Source organism: Paracoccus sp. PAMC 22219 (genome assembly GCF_000787695.1).
Classification (GTDB): domain Bacteria; phylum Pseudomonadota; class Alphaproteobacteria; order Rhodobacterales; family Rhodobacteraceae; genus Paracoccus.
Genome location: NZ_BBPH01000031.1, coordinates 1 through 20,773, shown reverse-complemented (window position 1 = coordinate 20,773; position 20,773 = coordinate 1). Strand labels below are relative to the sequence as shown.

At 66.6% G+C, this 20,773-nt stretch carries 25 protein-coding genes and 1 pseudogene; 11 read left to right on the top strand and 15 right to left on the bottom strand.

Annotated features, from left to right (window positions below):
- Positions 1–86: 86 nt before the first annotated feature.
- The 6 genes from TY51_RS05165 to TY51_RS23185 form a co-directional block, all read right to left on the bottom strand.
- Complete coding sequence (locus tag TY51_RS05165; protein WP_042246772.1) at positions 87–596, bottom strand: CarD family transcriptional regulator; 510 nt, start codon at positions 594–596, stop codon at positions 87–89.
- A 292-nt stretch (positions 597–888) separates the two neighbouring features.
- A complete protein-coding gene (fdxA, locus tag TY51_RS05160) occupies positions 889–1,227 on the bottom strand; it encodes a ferredoxin FdxA (RefSeq protein WP_042246770.1) in 339 nt (112 codons plus the stop codon).
- A 31-nt stretch (positions 1,228–1,258) separates the two neighbouring features.
- Positions 1,259–1,552: an RNA-binding S4 domain-containing protein gene (locus tag TY51_RS05155; protein ID WP_042246768.1), complete on the bottom strand. Its 294-nt coding sequence runs from the start codon at positions 1,550–1,552 to the stop codon at positions 1,259–1,261.
- A 1-nt stretch (position 1,553) separates the two neighbouring features.
- A complete protein-coding gene (locus TY51_RS05150; RefSeq protein WP_042246825.1) occupies positions 1,554–4,505 on the bottom strand; it encodes a helicase-related protein in 2,952 nt (983 codons plus the stop codon).
- A gap of 9 nt (positions 4,506–4,514) precedes the next feature.
- Complete coding sequence (locus TY51_RS23940) at positions 4,515–4,649, bottom strand: hypothetical protein (RefSeq protein WP_255351383.1); 135 nt, start codon at positions 4,647–4,649, stop codon at positions 4,515–4,517.
- Between the two features lie 14 nt (positions 4,650–4,663).
- Positions 4,664–5,002: a hypothetical protein gene (locus TY51_RS23185; RefSeq protein WP_052649811.1), complete on the bottom strand. Its 339-nt coding sequence runs from the start codon at positions 5,000–5,002 to the stop codon at positions 4,664–4,666.
- Between the two features lie 154 nt (positions 5,003–5,156).
- On the opposite strand from TY51_RS23185, the gene TY51_RS05140 reads away from it, so the two are divergent.
- Positions 5,157–5,441, top strand: coding sequence for an SCP2 sterol-binding domain-containing protein (locus tag TY51_RS05140; protein WP_042246766.1), 285 nt, complete (start codon positions 5,157–5,159; stop codon positions 5,439–5,441).
- Between the two features lie 101 nt (positions 5,442–5,542).
- Positions 5,543–6,388 (top strand): alpha/beta fold hydrolase, encoded by an 846-nt coding sequence (locus TY51_RS05135; RefSeq protein WP_231558915.1) that lies wholly within the window; start codon positions 5,543–5,545, stop codon positions 6,386–6,388.
- Positions 6,389–6,433: 45 nt separating this feature from the next.
- On the opposite strand, the gene TY51_RS05130 is transcribed toward TY51_RS05135, so the two are convergent.
- The 6 genes from TY51_RS05130 to alr form a co-directional block, all read right to left on the bottom strand.
- Positions 6,434–7,357 (bottom strand): hemolysin family protein, encoded by a 924-nt coding sequence (locus tag TY51_RS05130; RefSeq protein ID WP_081994716.1) that lies wholly within the window; start codon positions 7,355–7,357, stop codon positions 6,434–6,436.
- Entirely contained in the window at positions 7,354–7,851 is a 498-nt protein-coding gene (ybeY, locus tag TY51_RS05125; RefSeq protein ID WP_042246758.1) for an rRNA maturation RNase YbeY, read from the bottom strand. The genes TY51_RS05130 and ybeY overlap by 4 nt, the downstream gene beginning before the upstream one ends.
- Complete coding sequence (locus TY51_RS05120) at positions 7,844–8,920, bottom strand: PhoH family protein (protein WP_042246757.1); 1,077 nt, start codon at positions 8,918–8,920, stop codon at positions 7,844–7,846. Before TY51_RS05120 ends, ybeY begins: the two co-directional genes overlap by 8 nt.
- A gap of 135 nt (positions 8,921–9,055) precedes the next feature.
- The gene (locus TY51_RS05115) at positions 9,056–9,778 is read right to left on the bottom strand and encodes an ABC transporter ATP-binding protein (RefSeq protein WP_042246755.1); all 723 of its coding nucleotides are present in this window, start codon (positions 9,776–9,778) and stop codon (positions 9,056–9,058) included.
- On the bottom strand, positions 9,775–10,533 hold the full coding sequence (locus tag TY51_RS05110) for an ABC transporter permease (protein WP_042246752.1): 759 nt from the start codon (positions 10,531–10,533) through the stop codon (positions 9,775–9,777). Before TY51_RS05110 ends, TY51_RS05115 begins: the two co-directional genes overlap by 4 nt.
- Complete coding sequence (gene alr, locus TY51_RS05105; RefSeq protein WP_042246747.1) at positions 10,530–11,546, bottom strand: alanine racemase; 1,017 nt, start codon at positions 11,544–11,546, stop codon at positions 10,530–10,532. Before alr ends, TY51_RS05110 begins: the two co-directional genes overlap by 4 nt.
- Before the next feature lie 170 nt (positions 11,547–11,716).
- Here alr and TY51_RS05100 point away from each other — a divergent pair.
- The 7 genes and pseudogenes from TY51_RS05100 (at position 11,717) to TY51_RS05075 (ending at position 17,278) form a co-directional block, all read left to right on the top strand.
- Positions 11,717–13,248, top strand: a pseudogene (locus TY51_RS05100) (acyl-CoA carboxylase subunit beta).
- 205 nt (positions 13,249–13,453) lie between these two features.
- Positions 13,454–13,609, top strand: a complete 156-nt coding sequence (locus tag TY51_RS21685; RefSeq protein ID WP_156117888.1) for a hypothetical protein — start codon at positions 13,454–13,456, stop codon at positions 13,607–13,609.
- 87 nt (positions 13,610–13,696) lie between these two features.
- Positions 13,697–14,110 carry a hypothetical protein gene (locus TY51_RS05095; RefSeq protein ID WP_042246744.1) on the top strand — a complete coding sequence of 138 codons (414 nt, stop codon included), beginning with the start codon at positions 13,697–13,699 and terminating at the stop codon, positions 14,108–14,110.
- A 127-nt stretch (positions 14,111–14,237) separates the two neighbouring features.
- Entirely contained in the window at positions 14,238–14,480 is a 243-nt protein-coding gene (locus TY51_RS05090) for a hypothetical protein (RefSeq protein ID WP_042246742.1), read from the top strand.
- A gap of 75 nt (positions 14,481–14,555) precedes the next feature.
- Positions 14,556–14,768: a hypothetical protein gene (locus TY51_RS05085; protein WP_042246739.1), complete on the top strand. Its 213-nt coding sequence runs from the start codon at positions 14,556–14,558 to the stop codon at positions 14,766–14,768.
- 99 nt (positions 14,769–14,867) lie between these two features.
- Complete coding sequence (locus TY51_RS05080) at positions 14,868–16,913, top strand: acetyl/propionyl/methylcrotonyl-CoA carboxylase subunit alpha (RefSeq protein WP_042246736.1); 2,046 nt, start codon at positions 14,868–14,870, stop codon at positions 16,911–16,913.
- On the top strand, positions 16,910–17,278 hold the full coding sequence (locus TY51_RS05075) for a hypothetical protein (protein ID WP_042246733.1): 369 nt from the start codon (positions 16,910–16,912) through the stop codon (positions 17,276–17,278). The genes TY51_RS05080 and TY51_RS05075 overlap by 4 nt, the downstream gene beginning before the upstream one ends.
- Positions 17,279–17,326: 48 nt before the next feature.
- Here the strand turns inward: TY51_RS05075 and TY51_RS05070 are convergent, their stop codons facing one another.
- Positions 17,327–17,674 carry a DUF4174 domain-containing protein gene (locus tag TY51_RS05070; RefSeq protein ID WP_052649809.1) on the bottom strand — a complete coding sequence of 116 codons (348 nt, stop codon included), beginning with the start codon at positions 17,672–17,674 and terminating at the stop codon, positions 17,327–17,329.
- Positions 17,675–17,721: 47 nt separating this feature from the next.
- Between TY51_RS05070 and TY51_RS05065 the strand changes: the two genes are divergently transcribed.
- A complete protein-coding gene (locus tag TY51_RS05065) occupies positions 17,722–18,399 on the top strand; it encodes a hypothetical protein (RefSeq protein WP_042246730.1) in 678 nt (225 codons plus the stop codon).
- Here TY51_RS05065 and TY51_RS05060 read toward each other — a convergent pair.
- Both TY51_RS05060 and TY51_RS05055 read right to left on the bottom strand, forming a co-directional pair.
- On the bottom strand, positions 18,365–18,556 hold the full coding sequence (locus TY51_RS05060) for a hypothetical protein (protein ID WP_042246727.1): 192 nt from the start codon (positions 18,554–18,556) through the stop codon (positions 18,365–18,367). The two genes, TY51_RS05065 and TY51_RS05060, sit on opposite strands and share 35 nt — an antisense overlap.
- Before the next feature lie 93 nt (positions 18,557–18,649).
- Positions 18,650–19,192, bottom strand: coding sequence for a DUF4174 domain-containing protein (locus tag TY51_RS05055; RefSeq protein WP_042246724.1), 543 nt, complete (start codon positions 19,190–19,192; stop codon positions 18,650–18,652).
- A gap of 57 nt (positions 19,193–19,249) precedes the next feature.
- On the opposite strand from TY51_RS05055, the gene scpA reads away from it, so the two are divergent.
- The coding region (gene scpA, locus TY51_RS05050; protein ID WP_042246721.1) for a methylmalonyl-CoA mutase at positions 19,250–20,773 on the top strand (1,524 nt) is incomplete at its 3' end.

Below are 20,773 nucleotides of genomic sequence, written 5' to 3'. Positions count from 1 at the left end.
GAGCGTTGTCCACGTTCGGCACAACGGTCGGCCAAAGCGAAAGGGCGCCCGATCAGGGCGCCCTTGGGGTCGTTCAATGGGCCGGATCAGGCGGCGCGGGTCAGCAGGACCTCGCCCACGCGCTTTTGTGCGCCACCCTCGTCCAGACCGCCGACGGCGGCGACTTCGCGGGTCAGGCGGTCAAGGGCCGCTTCGTACAACTGGCGCTCGGAATAGGACTGTTCGCGCTGATCGTCGCAGCGGTGCAGGTCGCGTACGACTTCGGCGATGGACAACAGGTCGCCGGAATGGATCTTCTGTTCATATTCCTGCGCGCGGCGCGACCACATCGCGCGCTTGACGCGGGCCTTGCCCTTCAGCGTCTCCAGCGCACGGTCGATCAGGTCGGGGGTCGACAGGCTGCGCATGCCGATCTCGCTGGCGCGAGCGGTGGGCACGCGGAGCGTCATCTTGTCCTTGTCGAACGAGATCACGAACATCTCCAGCCGCAGGCCAGCGACCTCCTGTTCCTCGATCGAGACGATACGACCGACCCCATGGGCCGGGTAGACAACAAAGTCATCGGGGCGGAATTCGTTCTTCTTCGATTTCGACATCTGGCTTCCTCTGACATGTGCCCGCGAGACGGGCACAAAGGGCCGCAGGGGGGCAAGGCCACCCTCGGTCCATTTTCGATCATGTTTGGCGATCCCTGCCTGCAGAGGGCAAGGATGCGACAGCGTGGGGTGCGACATGGCCCTGTTGACAAGCAACAACGCAAGGCGCGACATAAGGGAGTATAACACAAAAATGACGCCGAAAAAAGCGCCGCCATTCGGGCGACGCATCGGCATTGGCAACCTATTTAACCATGCCGCATCAGGGCGTTGCGCGCCCTGCCGGGTCGAATCAATCGCCTTCGCCGGGCGCTTCCGAGAAATACTTGTCCAGCTTGTCCGCTTGACCGTCCATCTCGGCCGCAGTGGGCAATGGGTCCTTCTTGCGCGTGATGACCGGCCACAGTTCCGAATACTTGCGGTTGAATTCGACCCACGTCTCCATCGCCGGCTCGGTGTCCGGGCGGATCGCGTCGGCGGGGCATTCGGGTTCGCAGACGCCGCAATCGATGCATTCGTCGGGATGGATGACCAGCGTATTCTCGCCTTCGTAGAAGCAGTCCACGGGGCACACTTCGACGCAATCAGTGTATTTGCACATGATGCAGTTGTCAGTCACGACATAGGTCATCGGGGCGCTTTCGTCTGGTCTGTTCGGGCTGTCACCTAGACACTCCCGGAGGATCAATCAAGTCTTCGCGATACAGCTGCTGCGCCTCGGATGCGGGGCCGCGGCGGTCGGAGAGGCCCAGCACGTTCAGCACCCGCACCTGCTGATAGGCTGACACGGTCAGCACGTCGCCGGCACGCACCGCCCGCCCCGGCTTGCGACAGGGCTGGCCATTCACCCGGATGCCGCCCGCCTCGATGCGGGCGGCAGCCAGGCCGCGGGTCTTGAAGATCCGCGCGTGACACAGCCATTTGTCCAGCCGGAGGCCGGGGGCAGCCTCGGTCAAGTCAGGTTTTGTCCTTCAGCTGCGCCAAAATCGCGAACGGGCTGTCGGGATCAGCCTTCTTCTCGGGGCGCGAGGAGAACGTCTGGGGCCCTTGGTGGGACGGCTTGCCGCTCTTTTTCGGGCCGCCGAACTTGCCGCCGGGCTTGCCGTTGCGGTCGCGACGCTCGCCCTGCGGGGCGTCGCCGCGCGGACGATCCCCTGCGGGGGCCGCGTCCTTGGCCTGACCCTCGCGCGGGGCGCCATCACGGCGCGGGCCGCGACGCTGACCCTGCGGGCGGTCGCCCTGGGGACGTTCGGCCTGACCGCGGTCACCCTGAGGACGGCGGTTGCCGCGCGGCTTGGGTGCCCATTTGAAGGTATAGAACACCTCCATCTCGGGCGGCGCGATGTCGGCGGGCGCCTCGGCTTCGGCTTCCGCTTCGGCGGGTTCCGCTTCTGGCGCTTCGGCCTTGCGCTTCTCGGCCTGCTCGGCCTCCCACTTTGCGCGGGTCTCGGCGGCCAGGACGGATTCTTCCTCGGTCATGGGCGCGTCGGAACCGTCAGCCTCGGGGGCGGACACGACGGCGGGGGCTTCGGTCGTCTTGACCTTGCTGCGCTCCGCCTTGTCGGCGGAATAGCCCAGCCCCTGCATCAGACCCGAAAACTGCTCCAGCGTCATGCCGGTGATCGACAGCATGTCGGGGTTCGCCTCGAACCCGCCGCGCGTGTCCTGGGTGCGCAGCAGATCGGCCAGTCGCTCCAGCATGTCGATGCGGATCGCGCGGTCGCCCGCGGGACGGTAACCCGACAGCGCATAGACCTGGTCCGGCACGACCGGCAGATGCGGGATCGTGACCAGGCCCGGCGGCGGGCTTTCCGGGAATTCCGACAGCCCCTCGTGCAGCGACCACAGCACCAGCCGCAGGCGCGTCGGCGCGGGCTTCAGCAGCGCGGGCAGGAAGATCGTGAACTGTCCGAAACGGACGCCATGCTTGCGCAGCATGCCGCGCGATTCCTGGTCCAGTTCCTTGACCTCGGTGGCGATGCCGTCGCGCGGCAGGATGCCAAGCGCCTCGACCAGCCGGAAGGCAAAGCCGCGGGCCAGACCGGTCAGGGCCTCGTCCTTCTGCAGGGTCACCAACGGCTCGTACAGCGCGGCGATCTTGCGGTCGATGAAATGCTGGGCGCGGCGGCGGACCTTGTCGGCGATCTCGGGGCCGGCTTCCTCGTCGACAAAGACCTCGACGCCGGGATGCAGCGGATCGGCACCCTTGATCAGCTTGCCGACCGCCTGGTTGCCCCACATCAGGCCGCCCTGCTCGGTATAGTCCATCTCGGTGTCGGGCGCGTTGTAGAAACGGTCCGCACGCAGGTGGAATTCGGGCTTGAGCGCGTCATAGCTGGCGCGGCTCAGCATCCTGGCCTCGTCCGCCGAAGCGGTCTGGTCGGGGCGAAACCGGAAGCCCTCCAGGCGGCCGGCGAATTCGCCCTCGACCGTCACTTCGCCCTTGTCATTCACTTCGGCCACCAGGCTCTCCTTCTGCTTGAGCCGGCGCAAAAGCACGGATGTGCGCCGGTCCACAAATCGTTGGGTCAGGGCCGCGTGCAGCGCGTCCGACAGGCGGTCTTCTACAGCTCGCGTTTCCCCGCGCCAATGCTTTTCGTCCGCCACCCAGCCCGTTCTTTGCGCGACATAGGTCCAGGTGCGGATATATGCCAACCGTTTCGAGATGGCGTCGATGTCGCCAGCCGTCCGGTCGATGCGTTCGATGGCCCGGCCAAGCCAATCCGCCGGGATATGACCATCCTGCAGGAAACCGAAGATCCGCGCCAGCAAAGTCGCATGTTCCATGGTCGAGATGCCCCGAAAATCGGGCACCTGGCACACGTCCCACAGCAGGCGGACGTCCTTGCCGCCGCGGATGCGGTCCTTGATCTCGGGGAATTCGCGCAGGATCTTCAGCGTGGCCACGTCGTCGGCCTCGCGACCGCGGGTCAGCAACTCGTGGCCCGGCCCCATCTCAAGGCTTTCGACCAGCCGGTCCATGCTGCCGAATTCCAGCTTGCCGTTGCGCCAGATCAGGCGGCTGATCGGCGCAAAACGGTGGTTCTCCAGCGCGTCGATCAACCCCTCGTCCAGGGGCTCGGCCTCTCCGGTGACGCCGAACGTGCCGGATTCGGTGTGCCGCCCTGCCCGGCCCGCGATCTGGCCCATCTCGTGGGGGAACAACGGGCGGACGCGCTTGCCGTCGAACTTGTGCGTGGCGCTGAAGGCCACGTGCTTGATGTCCAGGTTCAGGCCCATGCCGATGGCGTCGGTGGCGACCAGATAATCAACCTCGCCGTTCTGGTACATCTCGACCTGGGCGTTGCGGGTGCGCGGCGACAGCGCCCCCATCACGACCGCGCAACCGCCCTTCTGCCGCCGGATCAGTTCGGCCATCGCATAGACGTCGTCGACGCTGAACCCCACGATGGCACTGCGCGGCGGCATCCGTGACAGCTTCTTCGACCCCGCCCAGGTTAGGGTCGAGAACCGCTCCTTGCGCTCGAACTGGGTTTCGGGAACCAGCGCGGCGATGGTCGGGCGCATCGTGCTGCTGCCCAGGAACAGCGTCTCGACCGTGCCGCGCATGTGCAGCAGGCGGTCGGTGAACACATGCCCGCGACCCGGATCGGCGCACAGCTGGATCTCGTCGATGGCCACGAAATCGACGGCGATGTCGGGCATCGCCTCGGTCGTGGCGACCCAGTACTGGACGCGGTCGGGGACGATCCGCTCCTCTCCGGTGACCAGGGCCACGACGGACGGGCCGCGGGCGGCCACGATGCGGTCATAGACCTCGCGCGCCAGCAGGCGCAGCGGCAGGCCGATCACCCCGGACCGGTGGTTCAGCATCCGCTGAATGGCGTAGTGGGTCTTGCCCGTGTTGGTCGGGCCCAGAATGGCGGTGATCCGCCCGCGCGTCATCATGTTCATGCCCTAGATATCGGTGCCGATGCGCTTGCGTTCCAGACGTGCCTGGCCGTCGATCGCTTCCTGCTGGTGGGGGTGGATGGCCAGGCTGGCGCGATAGGCGGCCAGGGCGCGGTCGTCATCGCCCATTTCCTCCAGCATGGCGCCCAGCTGGGTCAGTGCCGCGAAATGCCGCGGCTCCAGCTCAAGTGTGCGGCGCAGGTCGGCCAGCGCGGCCCGAACTGGCCCGCCGTCGCATAGGCCGCGGACCGCGTCTGGAAACCGGCCGCGAAATCGGGCGCGTGATCGGTCAGCGCCGTCAGGTGGCCGATGGCCGATGGGATGTCCCCCATGTCCAGCGCCGCCTCTCCGCGTTGCAGCAGCAGGTCCATCGCCGGGGAACCGGACCGCGACCATTCGCGCAGGATGTCGCTTTCCGCGATGCGCCAGCCCTCTCCGTCAGGTTGGGCAAGACGGGCGAATGCGTCGTCCAGGCCCTGGCCCGCGGCGGCCATCGGCATTGCGCTTGCAATAACAACGAAAATCGTCAGAACTTTGTGACGCAATGCCGTGACGGCAGAGTGGAAATTCGGGCGGACCGCGTTCATATGTCTGGTGTAGCCCAGGCCGCAGGTCGGGCGCCAGACAAAGCGCACCAGGAGACGTTAAATGAGCGAAGTCGTGACCAAGGCCGTCCAGAAGCTGGGCGAAAAGATCGACAGCTTCGATTCTGTCGCGAAATTCGTCATCACCGGCGAAGGCGCGATCATGATCGACGAGGACGGCGTTCGCGCCGGCGACGAAGATGCCGAAGTGACCCTGACCGCCAGTCGCGAAACGTTCGAGGGTATCCTGAACGGCGACGTGAACCCGGCCACCGCCTTCATGATGGGCAAGCTGAAGATCGACGGCTCGATGGGCGTCGCGATGCAGCTGGGCCAGAAGCTGTCCTAAGCCCCCGCGTGCAACAGGCACCCTTCCATCAGCTGCCGGACGATCGGTCGCAGCCTGCCCGCGCCTTCTGGGCGCAGGCAGGCGATGGAATTCGCCTTCGCATGGCACATTGGCCTGCCGATGCGGCGCGCGGCACCGTTCTGCTGTTTCCCGGCCGCACCGAATACATCGAGAAATATTCCCCCGTCGCCCACCGCCTGATGGCCGAGGGTTACGACGTCCTGTCGATCGACTGGCGCGGTCAGGGCATGTCGGATCGCCTGCAGCCCAATCCCCGTCCCGGCCATATCCGCGATTTCGCCGATTATCAGAATGACGTGGTCGAGATGATGGTGGCGGCCGAACAGCTTGACCTGCCCCGACCGTGGCACCTGCTGGCCCATTCGATGGGCGGCTGCATCGGGCTGGCCGCGCTGGAAGGCGGGATGGCCGTGCAAAGCGCGGTGTTTTCCGCGCCCATGTGGGGCATCAACCTGCGGCGGATGCAGCAGGGCATGGCGCTCAGCATCGCCTATCTGGCGGGGCGCGTGGGGCGCGGTGGCCTGACCGCACCCGGTAGCGGTGGGGCGGCCACGACCTATCCGCTGGACGAAAGCTTCAACGCGAACCTGCTGACCGGAAACGGCGACGAATGGGCGCGGCTTGTGCGCGAGGCCTTTGCCTGGCCCGACCTGACCATCGGCGGCGCGACCTTCGATTGGGTCAGCAAGGCGCTGAACGAATGCGCCCGCCTGTCGCGCATTCCGTCGCCCGAAGTCCCGATGCTGGTCTCTGTCGGCAGCGACGAAAAGGTCGTGTCCCCACAGGCCATCCGCGACCGCGCGGGCCGATGGCCGCAATCGGAATTGCTGACCATTCCGGGTGCCAAGCACGAGATCCTGATGGAGACCGACCCGCTCCGCGACCTGTTCTTCGAGGCGATGCTGGCCCGGTTCGAGGCCAGCTGAAACGCCGCATACCGGGGGACGCATGCCCCCCGGCTGCCTTGAAGCCTAGGCGGTCTTGCGGTCCGACGGGGTGCTGATGCTGGGCATCCGCAGGCGGATCCGCTTCAGCCGGCGTGGATCGGCGTCCACGACCTCGAACTCGGCACCCGAAGGGTGAGCGATCACCTCGCCGCGCAGCGGCACGCGCCCCGCCAGCATGAAGATCAGGCCGCCAAGAGTGTCGATATCCTCATCCTCGTCGCCGATCAGGCGCAGGCCGGTCTCTGCCTCGACATCGTCCAGCGCGGCGCGGGCCTGGATCAGCCACTGACCGGTCTTTTCATGAACCCAAAGGCCACCTTCGACCTCGTCATGCTCATCCTCGATCTCGCCGATGACCTGCTCGATCAGGTCCTCGATCGTGACCAGACCGTCCACGCCGCCGTATTCGTCGATGACCAGCGCCATGTGGATGCGCTTGGTCTGCATCTGCTGCAGCAGCACCCCGATGGGCATCGACGGCGGAACATACAGAAGCGGACGCAGCATCGGGCGCATGGTGAACTTGCCCCCCGCGCCGAACCCGTGCTTCAGCGCCAGATCCTTGAGATGGATCAGACCAAGCGGGCTGTCCAGGGTGCCCCGAAAGACCGGCATCCGCGAGAACCCATGCTCGCGGAACATCTCGACCAGATCCTCCAGCGACAGGTTCGCAGGGGCGGCCACGATCTCGACCTTGGGGATGGCGACGTCGTCGACCCGCATGCGGCGCAGGTTGACCAGACCGGGGGTGCCGACCACGTGCCGGTCCGGATGATCCTCGTCGGTCGCGGTCTCGGACCCGGTCAGGGCCGACAGCACGCGCCCAAAAAATCCTTTGCCATTTCCGGCTTCCTTCTCCTCGACGACGCCACCGTCGACGGCAATCGCCGTGACCTCCTCGATGGCCGGCTGAGGAGCGGGCTCGGATAATCGGCTTTCGGAATTCATCGGTCTTTCTCCTGATAGGGGTCTGGAATGCCAAGCCGGGTCAGGATGGCGCGTTCCGTCGCCTCCATCAACTCGGCGTCGGGGTCGTTCAGGTGATCATAACCCAGCAGATGCAGGGTCGCATGGACCAGTAGATGCTGAACATGATGATCGAAGGGCTTGCCCTGCGCCTCCGCCTCGGCGGTGCAGGTGTCGAAGGCTATCGCGATGTCGCCCAGTTCGTCCTCGTCCGGCAACTCGGGCGCCGCACCGGGGTCGTGCGGCAGATGCTCGACCGAGGGCCACGACAGCACGTTCGTCGCCCGCGGCTTGCCGCGGAAATCGGCGTTCAGCGCGGCGATGCGGACGTCGTCGCAGCCCATGACGACCACCTCTCCGCCCAAGCGGTGGTGGTCCAGCGCGGCTGTGACGGCAAGGGCCGCCAGGTCCTCAAGACCGGCGGCCTGCCATCGGTCATCCTCGATGACGCAATCGACGGAAATCTCGTCAGGCATCGTTTCTGAATGCGCGGCGGGGGACGTACTGGCCGCGCGGCTCCTCTGTTTCACCGCGGGCAAGGGCGGCGTTATCCTCGACCTCATACGCCTTGATGATGCGCGCGACAAGCGGGTGGCGCACGACGTCATCTGCGGTGAAATAGCTGAAGCTGATGCCCTTGACGTCCTTGAGAATCTTTTCGGCGTCCATCAGCCCCGACATCATCCCGCGCGGCAGATCGATCTGGGTCCGGTCGCCGGTGATGACCATCCGCGACCCCTCACCCAAACGGGTCAGGAACATCTTCATCTGCATGCTGGTGGCGTTCTGCGCCTCGTCCAACACCACGAAGGCACGGCTCAGGGTTCGTCCGCGCATGAACGCCAGCGGCGCGATCTCGATGCGCTTCTCCTCCATCAGCTTCTGCATCTGCTTGCCGGGCAGGAAATCGTTCAGCGCGTCGTAAAGCGGCTGCATGTAGGGATCGACCTTCTCCTTCATGTCGCCGGGCAGAAAGCCCAACCGTTCGCCCGCCTCGACCGCGGGGCGCGACAGGATGATCTTGTCGACATGACCGCCGATCAGCATCGTGACGCCGACCGCCACCGCCAGATAGGTCTTGCCCGTGCCCGCAGGCCCAATGCCGAATGCCAGCTCGTTCTGGAACAGCGCGCGGACATAGGCCTTCTGCGCGTCGGTGCGCGGCTCGACCGATTTCTTGCGGGTGCGCAGTTCGTAATTGCCCTGCGCGAACATCTCCAGCTGTTCGGCGGGGGTCACGTCGGCCGCGGGTTCGACGCCCATGCGCAGGGCAGCCTCGACCTCGTCGGGACCGACAGGACGGTGCTGTTCCAGACGCGCGTACAGGCCGCGCAGCAGGTTCGCGGCCTCGGACTGGGCCTCGGGACCGCCGACGACGGCGATCTGGTTGCCGCGACGCAGGATGTGGACGCCAAGTGCCTCCTCGATCCGGGCCAGATGGCGGTCGTTGGGACCGCACAGGTCGATCAACAGCCGGTTGTCGGGGAATTCCAGCAGGGTTTCGGCAGAAGCCGCGGTGACGGGTGGCGTCGGGGTCAGGCCCAAATGTCTCTCCTGGTCAATCTGGTCGGTCCATGGTGGCAAGCCGGTCGGATTCGCACAAGTTCATGTTTGCCGTAATGGGGGCGGAACTGCCCCTGTTTGGGGCAGAACGGCCCAGCCTGTGCAAAAGTTGCATCATTATCCCGCATGTTCGCCGGGTCCCGCATCTGCGTTGCCCAAAAAACCGGCCAAGGCGGGTGCGCCGTCCATGTCGGCCACCGGACCGTCATGCGCGATCCGGCCGTCCGCCAGCAGCGCGACCCGGTCGCCGATGATCCGGCAGCTGGCCATGTCATGCGTGATGGTGATGGCGGTGGCCCCGGTTTCGGTGACGATGCCGCGGATCAGCGCATCGATGGCCCGTGCGCGGATCGGGTCCAGCCCGGTCGTCGGTTCGTCGAAGAAGATCACCGCCGGGTCGTCGGCGATGGCGCGGGCCAGGCCCACGCGTTTGGCCATGCCACCCGAAAGCTGCGCGGGCATCAGGTCCGCGATGTCGGCGGCCAGCCCCACGCGCGCCAGCTTGTCCAGCGCGATGGCGCGGGCGCGGCGGTCGTCCATGCGCTGCCGCAGCCGGAACGCCACGTTCTGCCAGACCGACAGGCTGTCGAACAGCGCGGCCCCCTGGAACAGCATCCCGAACCGCGCCATGAAGCGCGCCCGGTCCAGCGGCTGCCCGTCCCACAGCACCTGCCCCGCATCCGGGCGTTCCAGCCCCAGGATGCATTTCAGCAGGACCGACTTGCCGGTGCCGGACTGGCCGATCACGCACAGGCTCTCGCCCGTGGCGACGGACAGGTCCACGCCGTCCAGAACCCGCTTGGCGCCGAATGACTTGGTCAGGCCGTCCATCCGGATCATTCGAAGAACAGCCCGGTCAGCGCGAAATTCGCGGCAAGAATGCCGACGGCCGCGGCGACGACAGCGTTTGTCGTGGCCCGCCCGACGCCCGCAGCACCACGCCCCGACCGCATCCCGAACCAGCAGCCCGACAGCGCCACGACCAGCCCGAAAAAGGCACCCTTGATCAGGCCCGAGGTCACGTCCCACGGCTCAAGATAGGCCCAGCTGTTTGCGATATAGCTGGCCGAATTGAACCCAAGCGAGGTCGTGCCCACCAGCCAGCCGCCCATGATGCCGATGATGTCGCCCGTCGCCACCAGCACCGGCATGCACAGGATCGCGGCCCACAGGCGCGGCGTGACCAGCCAGCGCATCGGGTCGGTGGACAGCGTCACCAGCGCGTCGATCTGTTCGGTGACACGCATGGTCCCGATCTCGGCCGCGATGCTGCTGGCGACACGGGCCGCGACCATCAGGCCGCCCAGGACGGGGCCCAGTTCGCGCACCATGCCGATGGCCACGATGGCGGGGACCACGTCGCCCGCCTGAAACCGCTCTCCGCCGGAATGGATCTGCAGGGCCAGCGCCGCACCGGTGAACAGCGCGGTCAACCCGACCACCGGCAGGGACAGCCAGCCGATCTGCACCATCTGGCGCAGGATCGCGCGGGGTGGGCCGAATCCCGACAGGCCGCGCGCCGCGAACAGCGCCACCGCCCCGATGGTCCGGGTGGCGCGCAGGGCGGGGCGTCCGATCGCCCGGATGGGCGTCACAGATAGGTCCGCTGGTATCGCAGGCCAAGCGAGGTCAGGACCTCGTAGCCGATGGTACCGGCGATGTCGGCCAGCCTGTCGATGGGCTGATGCGCGCAGATCAGGTCCAGCCTGTCGGGCGCCGTTTCCAGATCGGTCACGTCCACGGTGATCAGGTCCATCGACACGCGCCCCACCACCGGACAGGCCGTATCGCCCGCGAACAGCTGCGCGCCCTTGCCCGACAGCGACCGCGGGATGCCGTCGGCATAGCCCGCGTCCACCGTGGCGATGCGGCAATCGCGCGGCGCGTGCCAGCTGGCGCCATAGCCGACCATCTCACCCTTGCGAACGTCGCGGGTCTGGATCACCCGCAGCGACAGCGTAACGACGCCCCGCGCCTGCGCAAAGGGCAGCCCGCCGTACAAGCCGACGCCGGGACGCACCATGTCGAAATGATAATCGGGACCCAGCAGGATGCCCCCGGTTGCCGCCAGCGACCGCGGCACGCCGCAGCCATTGGTCATCGCGCGGAACGCTGCCAGCTGCCCGGCATTGGCCGGGTGGTCGGGTTCATCGGCGCAGGCCAGATGCGACATGATGAAGGTTGGACCGGCGGCCAGCGCCTCGGTCCGGATGGCTGCCCATTCTGCGGCCTCCATCCCGAGGCGGTTCATGCCCGTGTCCAGCTGGATCGCAAAGGGCTGACCGGGCCGCATGGCGCGGTCGCGAAAGAACTGCGCGGGGCTGTTCAGGACTGGGGTCAGGCCGGTCAGGTCCGCGCCCTCCATGTGCCCGGACAGCACATTGATGCGCGCGTCCTGCGGCAGCATGGGGCGGATCGCCCGTCCCTCATGCGCCAAGGCCACGAAAAAGTCGCGCACCCCTGCGGCGTACAGCGCCGGGGCGACGCGGTCGGCGCCCAGCCCATAGGCGTCGGCCTTGACCACCGCGGCCGCGCGCGCGCCGGGGGCCAGTGCGGCCAGCGCCGCGTGATTGGCCACGATGGCCGCGATGTCGATCTGCAATCCCATCTGCGTGGCTTGCCCCCCTGCCCGGCCCGCGTCAAGAGGCTGCTGCGTCGCGCGTTTGCACATATGCAGTTAGCATTTTCGGACGCGCCGGTATTTTGCAAATTTACCTGATTTGTCTTTGCTGCACCTGCATCACAGTCTAGCCTTGGACACCGGATCAGGAGGGCGCGATGAAGGACATTCTGCAGCAGCTGGAAGAACGGCGACAGCAGGCCCGGCTTGGCGGCGGTCAGCGGCGCATCGATGCCCAGCACGCCCGCGGCAAGCTGACGGCACGCGAACGCATCGACCTGCTGCTGGACGAGGACAGCTTCGAGGAATTCGACATGTTCGTCGCCCATCGCAGCACCGATTTCGGCATGCAGGACGACCGCCCGGCCGGCGACGGCGTGGTGACCGGATGGGGCACGATCAACGGCCGCATGGTCTATGTCTTCTCTCAGGATTTCACCGTCTTCGGCGGGTCGCTGTCGGAAACCCACGCGCAGAAGATCTGCAAGATCATGGACATGGCGATGCAGAATGGCGCGCCGGTGATCGGGCTGAACGATTCGGGCGGCGCGCGCATCCAGGAAGGCGTGGCCAGCCTTGCGGGCTATGCGACGTGTTCCAGCGCAACGTGCTGGCGTCGGGCGTGGTGCCGCAGATCAGTGTGATCATGGGCCCCTGCGCAGGCGGTGCAGTCTATTCGCCCGCGATGACCGACTTCATCTTCATGGTGCGCGACACGTCCTACATGTTCGTGACCGGGCCCGACGTGGTCAAGACGGTCACGAACGAGGTCGTGACCGCCGAACAGCTGGGCGGCGCGTCCACCCACACCAGGAAATCGTCGGTGGCAGACGGCGCATTCCAGGACGATGTCGAGGCGCTGTCGGAAATCCGCCGCCTGTTCGACTTTCTGCCGTTGAACAACCGCGAAAAGGCGCCCACGCGGCCGTTCTTCGACGATCCCGCGCGGATCGAGCCCAGCCTGGACACGCTGATCCCCGACAACCCGAACCAGCCCTATGACATGAAGGAGCTGATCGCCAAGGTCGCGGACGAAGGCGATTTCTATGAGATCCAGAAGGATTTTGCGGGCAACATCATCATCGGCTTTGTCCGGATCGAGGGTCAGACCGTCGGCATCGTCGCCAACCAGCCGATGGTGTTGGCCGGATGTCTGGACATCGACAGCAGCCGCAAGGCCGCCCGGTTCGTGCGGTTCTGCGACGCGTTCGAGATCCCGATCCTGACGCTGGTCGACGTCCCTGGCTTCCTGCCCGGCACGGGCCAGGAATATGGCGGCGTCATCAAGCACGGGGCGAAGCTGCTCTTCGCCTATGGCGAGGCGACGGTGCCCAAGGTCACGGTCATCACCCGCAAGGCCTATGGCGGCGCCTATGACGTGATGGCGTCCAAGCATCTGCGGGGCGATTTCAACTATGCCTGGCCCACTGCGGAAATCGCCGTGATGGGGGCCAAGGGCGCGGTCGAGATCCTGTATCGGAGCGAGCTGGGCGACGCCGACAAGATCGCCGCGCGGACCAAGGATTACGAGGACCGCTTCGCAAACCCGTTCGTGGCCGCCGAAAAGGGCTTCATCGACGAGGTGATCCAGCCCCGCTCGACGCGGCGGCGGGTGGCGCGGGCGTTTGCCAGCCTGCGCGGCAAGCGTCTGACGAACCCGTGGAAAAAGCACGACAACATTCCGCTGTGACGGACAGGGACGGGCGCGCGATGCACAAGATCGTGAATGATGCAGCCGGGCCACAGGGGGGCGGCGCTTTGGCGTGGGCGTCCCTGCGTCCCTGTCTGATCGCGCCTGCCTTGTCTATCATCCCGCGCAGGCCGGCAGATCAACAAGCCGACCACAACCCGAGCAGCCGGGCGCAACCCCGCCCGCCCTACAGGAGCATGTTCCCATGTCGAAAAAGATCATCCTCGGCCTCGTGCTGGTTTCCGCGTTCGCCGCGTGCCAGCGTCAGCAGCCCGCCGACGTCTATGTCCCGACCGCGCCCGCCGCGCCCATGGTCAACCCCGTGTCGAGCGAGCCTGTCTATAACAGCAAATTCGGCTAAGACGAGACGTCCGACAATTGCGCGCGGGCGGCCAGCCTGCCCGTGCGCAGCGATCCGGCCCGCGCGCCCCAGCACAGGGGCCCTGCCATGCTGAAGCATCGCGGTTTTCCCGGGCGTCTGCCCGGCACCGATTTCCAGTTCGTCATCCGTCGCGAGAATCGCAAGAAGGGCGCCACGCCCATCACGCGCCGCGAACGGTTCAAGGACCGCAGGCCCGCTGACAAGCGCGCCGATGCGGGTTTCCTGTCCGCGCTGATCGCCAATTTCGGCGACGAACCCTTTCCCCGCGGCAATCTTGACGCCGGTCGCCTGTCCTGGCTGATCGGCCGCGAGGTCAAGCCGGTGGGCGAATTCGACCCCGCCGACTATGAGCAGCTGCTGCAGGTCGACATGGCCGAGGCCGAGGCCGCGTTCCCCGAACTGTTCGTCAAGGATGCGCCCGATGCATTCGATTGGGACGACCAGGACGATTGGGACGACGACGAGGCCGACGACGACTGATGCGCGGCTTGATGCTGAACCCTTTGAAGTCACACGCATGTCAGTTTGACGCGGGCAGCAGCTATGCGATAACGCCTTACCACCTCCAATCGGCCCCCGACGGGCCCAACACGACAGGTTTCTTATCATGCAGAAATTCTTCTCGCTCCGCGTTGCCGGTCTGGCTCTGGTCGCGGCGGGCCTCTCGGCTTGCGCACCGGGTTACCAGGGCGGCGGCATCTCGCCCGACGCACAGCGCGCTGCGGGTGGTGCCGTTGCCGGTGCCGTCATCGCGAAGGCCCTGGATGAGGACATCGCAACCGGCGCGGCCATCGGTGCCGTCGGCGGCGCGCTGTGCGACGACGCCGGTGTCTGCCAGCGCCGCTACTGATCGCTGCGGCAACCCTTCACCCTATCGGCAGCCCGCGCCTAGCGCGGCTGCCAGCCAACCCACGGGATTCCCATCATGTCCAAGTTTCTTGCCATCGCCGCGCTGGTCGGCACCACGGCCATCGCCGGCTGCACCCAAGGCATCAACCCGACCGACACTGACCGCGCGCTTATCGGCGCCGGCGTCGGCGCGACCGTCGCATCGGTCGGCGGCACCAACGTCGTCAAGGGCGCGGCCATCGGCGGCGCCGCTGGCGCGCTGTGCAACGACTTCCGTCTGTGCCAGTGACCTGCTGATCGGCGCGCCCGTCGCGCCGACCGTCTGCAAAGCCGTCCGAAGCCCCGCGCTTCGGGCGGCTTTTTCATGTTCCGTCCTGGGGGGGAGCCCATGTTCAAGAAGATCCTGATCGCCAACCGGGGCGAGATCGCCTGCCGTGTCATCAAGACCGCGCGCAAGATGGGCATCGCGACCGTCGCCGTCTATTCCGACGCCGACCGCAACGCGCTGCATGTGCGGATGGCGGACGAGGCCGTCCATATCGGACCGGCCCCTGCCAACCAGTCATACATCGTGATCGACAAGATCATGGACGCGATCCGCCAGACCGGCGCCGAGGCCGTCCATCCCGGATATGGCTTCCTGTCCGAGAACCGGAAGTTCGCCGAGGCGCTGGAGGCCGAGGGCGTCGTCTTCATCGGCCCGCCATCGGGCGCGATCGAACAGATGGGCGACAAGATCACCTCCAAAAAGCTGGCGCAGGCGGCGGGCGTCAGCACCGTTCCGGGCCACATGGGACTGATCGCAGACGCGGACGAGGCCGCGGCCATCAGCGCCCAGATCGGCTATCCGGTGATGATCAAGGCCAGCGCCGGCGGCGGCGGCAAGGGCATGCGCATCGCCTGGTCCGACGACGAGGCCCGCGAGGGTTTCCAGTCGTCCAAGAACGAGGCCGCCAACAGTTTTGGCGACGACCGGATCTTCATCGAGAAATTCGTGACGCAGCCGCGCCATATCGAGATCCAGGTCCTGGCCGACCAGCACGGCAACGCCGTCTATCTGCACGAGCGCGAATGTTCGATCCAGCGCCGCAACCAGAAGGTCATCGAGGAGGCCCCGTCGCCCTTCCTGGACGAGGCCACGCGTGCAGCGATGGGTCAGCAGGCCGTGGCCCTGGCCAAGGCCGTGGGCTATACCAGTGCCGGCACGGTCGAATTTATCGTCGATGGCGCGCGCAATTTCTATTTCCTGGAAATGAACACCCGCCTGCAGGTCGAACATCCCGTAACGGAGCTGATCACCGGCGTCGATCTGGTCGAACAGATGATCCGCGTCGCCGCGGGCGAACCGCTGCCCTTTGCGCAATCCGATCTGAAGATCACCGGTTGGGCGATGGAAAGCCGGCTGTATGCCGAGGACCCCTATCGCGGCTTTCTGCCCTCCATCGGGCGGTTGACCCGCTATCGTCCGCCGGTCGAGGTCGCGGCGGGGCCGATGCTGTCGGGGGGCAAGTGGCTGGCTCATGGCGCACCCACCGGCACGGCGGCGGTCCGCAACGACACCGGCGTCTATGAGGGCGGCGAGATCAGCATGTTCTATGACCCGATGATCGCCAAGCTGTGCACATGGGCACCCACGCGCCCTGAGGCGATCGAAGCGATGCGCACCGCCCTGGACGCGTTCGAGGTCGAGGGCATCGGGCACAACCTGCCCTTCCTGTCGGCGGTGATGGACCACCCGAAATTCGTCAGCGGCGACATCACCACCGCCTTCATCGCCGAGGAATATCCCGACGGATTCCAAGGCGCGACCCTGCCCGACGATGAGATGCACCGCATCGCAGCCGCCGCAGCCGCCATGCACCGCGTGGCGGAGATCCGGCGCACCCGCATCAGCGGGCGGCTGAACAACCATGAACGCCATGTCGGCGATGATTGGGTCGTCTTCGCGGGCAAGCAGGACTGGCCCGTCCGCATCACGGCCGATGCCCAAGGCGCCGATGTCGCCATCGCCGGCCGGACGATCCGGGTCGAGGGGGACTGGCGCCCCGGACAGTCGCTGGCGCGGCTGGATGTCGATGGCCGCCCACTGGTGCTGAAGGTCGACAAGATCGCCGCCGGGCTGCGCCTGCGCGCACGGGGCGCTGACCTGCGCGTCCATGTGCGTGCCCCGCGCGCGGCCGAACTGGCGCGGCTGATGCCGGAAAAGCTGCCGCCTGATACGTCGAAATTCCTGCTGTGCCCGATGCCCGGCCTGATCGTGACGATCAACGTGGCCCAAGGCGACGAGGTGCAGGAGGGTCAGGCCCTGGCCACCGTCGAGGCCATGAAGATGGAGAACATCCTGCGCGCCGAACGCCGGGGCATCGTCAAATCCGTCAATGCCGCAGCGGGCGAGAGCCTCAAGGTAGACGATGTGATCATGGAGTTCGAATGATCCCCGCCCTGCCCGCCTTTCTGCTGGCCGCCTGCCTTGGGTTGGCGGGCGCGGCGGGCATCCTGTCTGCGGTGGCGGCACAGACCGTGCCCCTGCTGGGCACGCAGGTGCCGTTGGCCTATCTGCTGCCGCCGGTCGTCGGCCTGGCGCTGTTCCAGCTGGTGTTCGGGACGTGCACCGGACGCTGGCGCGGCTGGCGGTTCTGGATGGCGGCGCTGCCGCTGTCTGCGATCATCTGGGGCGCCGGACTGGTCGCCCTGCTGGGCGGGCATGTGTCATGGCAGCCGGCCCTTGGAGCGGCGGCTGCGGGTCATGTCTTGGCCGGTCTGATGGCGCTGACGCTGGCACGGAGGCGCGCGGCATGACCGGGGTGGGCTATCGCGTTTCCTGCTGGCGCATCGGCATGCTGTCGATCAGGACAGGATGTCGTCGGCCGCGACGGGTGTGGTGGACCGCATCTTGACCCCGCCATCCTTGCCGATCAGCAGCACGTGGAACCCCGGCCCGTCGCGCAGCGCATCCGCGCCTGGTCCGTCGGTCAGGATCACGACCTCGCGGTCGGTCAGTTGCTGGGTATGTTCTTGCAAGGCCGCGACCTGGTCAGCAACCTGCGCATCCGGGCCCAGGACGACGACCGGACGCGCCTGCCAGCGCAGATCCTCCAGCGTGTTCGCCTGCAGGGGCGTGGGACCGCGGGCGGCATCTGCGGGGGCCATCACGGGCCACAGGGCAAGGACGGTGGACAGGCAAAGTCGGTGCATGGGGGCTCCTTTCAGGACAGGACGCGCGTGTCGCGGGGCGGGTTCCCATGGCACCGCTTGATCAGTGGATCAGTCCACAGTTGCAACAGGCGGTCGTCACCGGCCTGTTCGTCGCCATCGGCTGGATCGTCGTGGCGTCCCAGACCCGCCGCCGCGACGCCATGCTGCGCCGCGCGCGCGAGACCGACCTGCAGCGCGCCCTGCTGGCAGAGATCCGGGCCCATGTCTTTGCGTTGGAACAGCAGGTGCCGTCACCCGAGGACGCCGCCCTGCTGGTCGCGCGCATCGAATCGGGGGATTTCGTGCCGACCCTGCCGCAGCAGGCCAATGACCGCATCTTTGCGGCCGTGATCGCCGACATTCATATCCTGCCCGCGCCGATCATCGACCCGATCGTGCTGTACTATCGGCTGCTGTCGATCATGGGCGCGCTGGCCACCGACCTGCGTCGCATCGCTCGCAGCGACGGCCGGCGGGCGGCGCAGATGATGGCCGATTACCTGGAACTGATGGAGGAGACCCGCGACACGGGGCTTCAGGCGATGCGCGTGTTGACCGAATGTCTGCGCGGTGGCGCGGATGCGGTCGACGCGATGCTGGACGAGGACGAGGCGCAGGCCGCGGCGCAGATCGGCGCGCGCCTGCCGCAGGAACTGGCGCAGATGCGCGAGCGGCTGTCGGCGACCGAGGTCAGTAGCCGATCTTCGGACCCGAGAGGCCGGTGATGGGACGCAATCCGATGGCGCGCACGATTTCGTTGGCACGGCTTACGGCGGTCGGTTTGGGCTTGGGCTCGGTGCGCAGCACGGGCGTGTCGGGTCGGGGCGGCGCCTTGGGGGCGCGCGGTTGCGACAGGCTGCGGTCGGAACGCGAATTGGCCATGATCAACCCTCCTGCTGATCCGGCGACCATGCCGGATACCTGTCATGATATAGAGAACGCACCGCAAATCCACAAGTTTCGCGCCCCCCCGCCCTATCGCATCAGGCTGCCCCGGCCGATCTCCTGCCGGCGCAGCGGAAGGCGGTCGATGGCGCGGCCGATCTCTCGGACATCCCACGGGCTGGGGCGGCGGATCTTGACCTGCCCATCCTTGTCGATCAGCACCAGGGAAAACCCCTGCGGGCGCAGCTGCTGTCGCCAGACGCTGTTTGCGGCGGGATCGCTGTCGATGACCACGACCACGTCGCGCCCGGCCAGCCCGCCCGTGTCGCGCCGCAGCGCCTGGACCTGTTCCGTGAACGACGGGTCGTCGGCGGTATCGGCAAACACCACCACCGGACGTTGCGTCCAGCGAAAGTCATCCGGGTTCGCCGCGTCAGCCTCCAGCACCTGCAGCGTGCGGGCGGGTGCATCGGGTGCGGGGGTTTCGGGCTGGGGCTGCGCCACGGGTGGCAAGCGGGCCGGATTGCGCTGCGACGAGGTGTCGCGAACGCTGTCCGGATCGGGCGGCGGGTCGTCCCGCGCAGGTCCCATGGCGGCCACGGCCATCGCGAAAATCATAAATTTCAACTTCATCGGCACCTCGTCATGTCTTGAATATAGGGCAGGACCGTCGGCAGGAAAGGATGGATCATGACAAAACCCACACTGGAGGACTGGCGCAAGCTGGCACAGGGGGAACTGAAGGGGCGCGATCCCTCCAGCCTGACCTGGGACACGCTGGAGGGGATCGCCGTCAAGCCGCTGTACACCAGCGCCGATCTGGACGGGATGGACCACCTGGACGGGTTGCCGGGCATCGCCCCGTTTACCCGCGGCCCGCGCGCCACGATGTATGCGGGCCGTCCCTGGACCATCCGGCAATATGCTGGCTTCTCGACCGCCGAGGCATCGAACGCCTTCTATCGCCGCGCGCTGGCCGCGGGGCAGCAGGGCGTGTCGGTGGCCTTCGACCTGGCGACGCATCGCGGCTATGACAGTGACCATCCGCGGGTCGAGGGGGACGTGGGCAAGGCCGGCGTCGCCATCGATTCGGTCGAGGACATGAAAATCCTGTTCGACGGCATCCCGCTGGACAAGGTCAGCGTGTCGATGACCATGAACGGCGCGGTCATCCCGATCCTGGCGAATTTCATTGTCACCGGAGAGGAGCAGGGCCATTCGCGCGCCGTGCTGTCGGGCACCATCCAGAACGACATCCTGAAGGAGTTCATGGTCCGCAACACCTATATCTATCCGCCCGAACCCAGCATGCGGATCATCGCGGACATCATCCAGTACACGTCCGACGAGATGCCTAAGTTCAACTCGATCTCGATCTCGGGCTATCACATGCAGGAGGCCGGGGCGAACCTGGTCCAGGAGCTGGCCTACACGCTGGCCGATGGGCGCGAATATGTCCGTGCGGCGATCGATGCCGGGATGGACGTCGATGCGTTCGCCGGGCGGCTGTCGTTCTTCTTTGCCATCGGCATGAACTTCTTTATGGAAATCGCCAAGCTGCGGGCTGCCCGCTTGCTGTGGCACCGCATCATGGCCGAGTTCGAGCCCAAGAAGCAGGGCAGCCTGATGCTGCGGACGCATTGCCAGACATCGGGCGTCAGCCTGCAGGAACAGGACCCCTACAACAACGTCGTCCGCACCGCCTATGAGGCGATGTCGGCAGCATTGGGCGGCACGCAATCGCTGCACACCAACGCGCTGGACGAGGCCATCGCCCTGCCCACCGATTTCAGCGCCCGCATCGCGAGGAACACCCAGCTGATCCTGCAGGAGGAGACGGGCATCACCAACGTGATCGACCCGCTGGCCGGGTCGTATTACATCGAGAGCCTGACGGCAGAGCTGGCCGACAAGGCCTGGGCGCTGATCGAGGAGGTCGAGGAGATGGGCGGCATGACCAAGGCCGTCGCCAGCGGCATGCCCAAGCTGCGCATCGAGGAGACGGCGGCCCGCCGTCAGGCCCTGATCGACCGCGGAGAGGACGTGATCGTCGGCGTCAACAAGTACCGCAAGGAGACCGAGGACCCGATCGACATTCTGGACATCGACAACGTCGCCGTCCGTCTGAGCCAGATCGAGCGGCTGACCCGCATCCGCGCCGCGCGCGACGAGGCCGCCTGCACCGCCGCCCTGACCGAGGTCACCCGCCGCGCC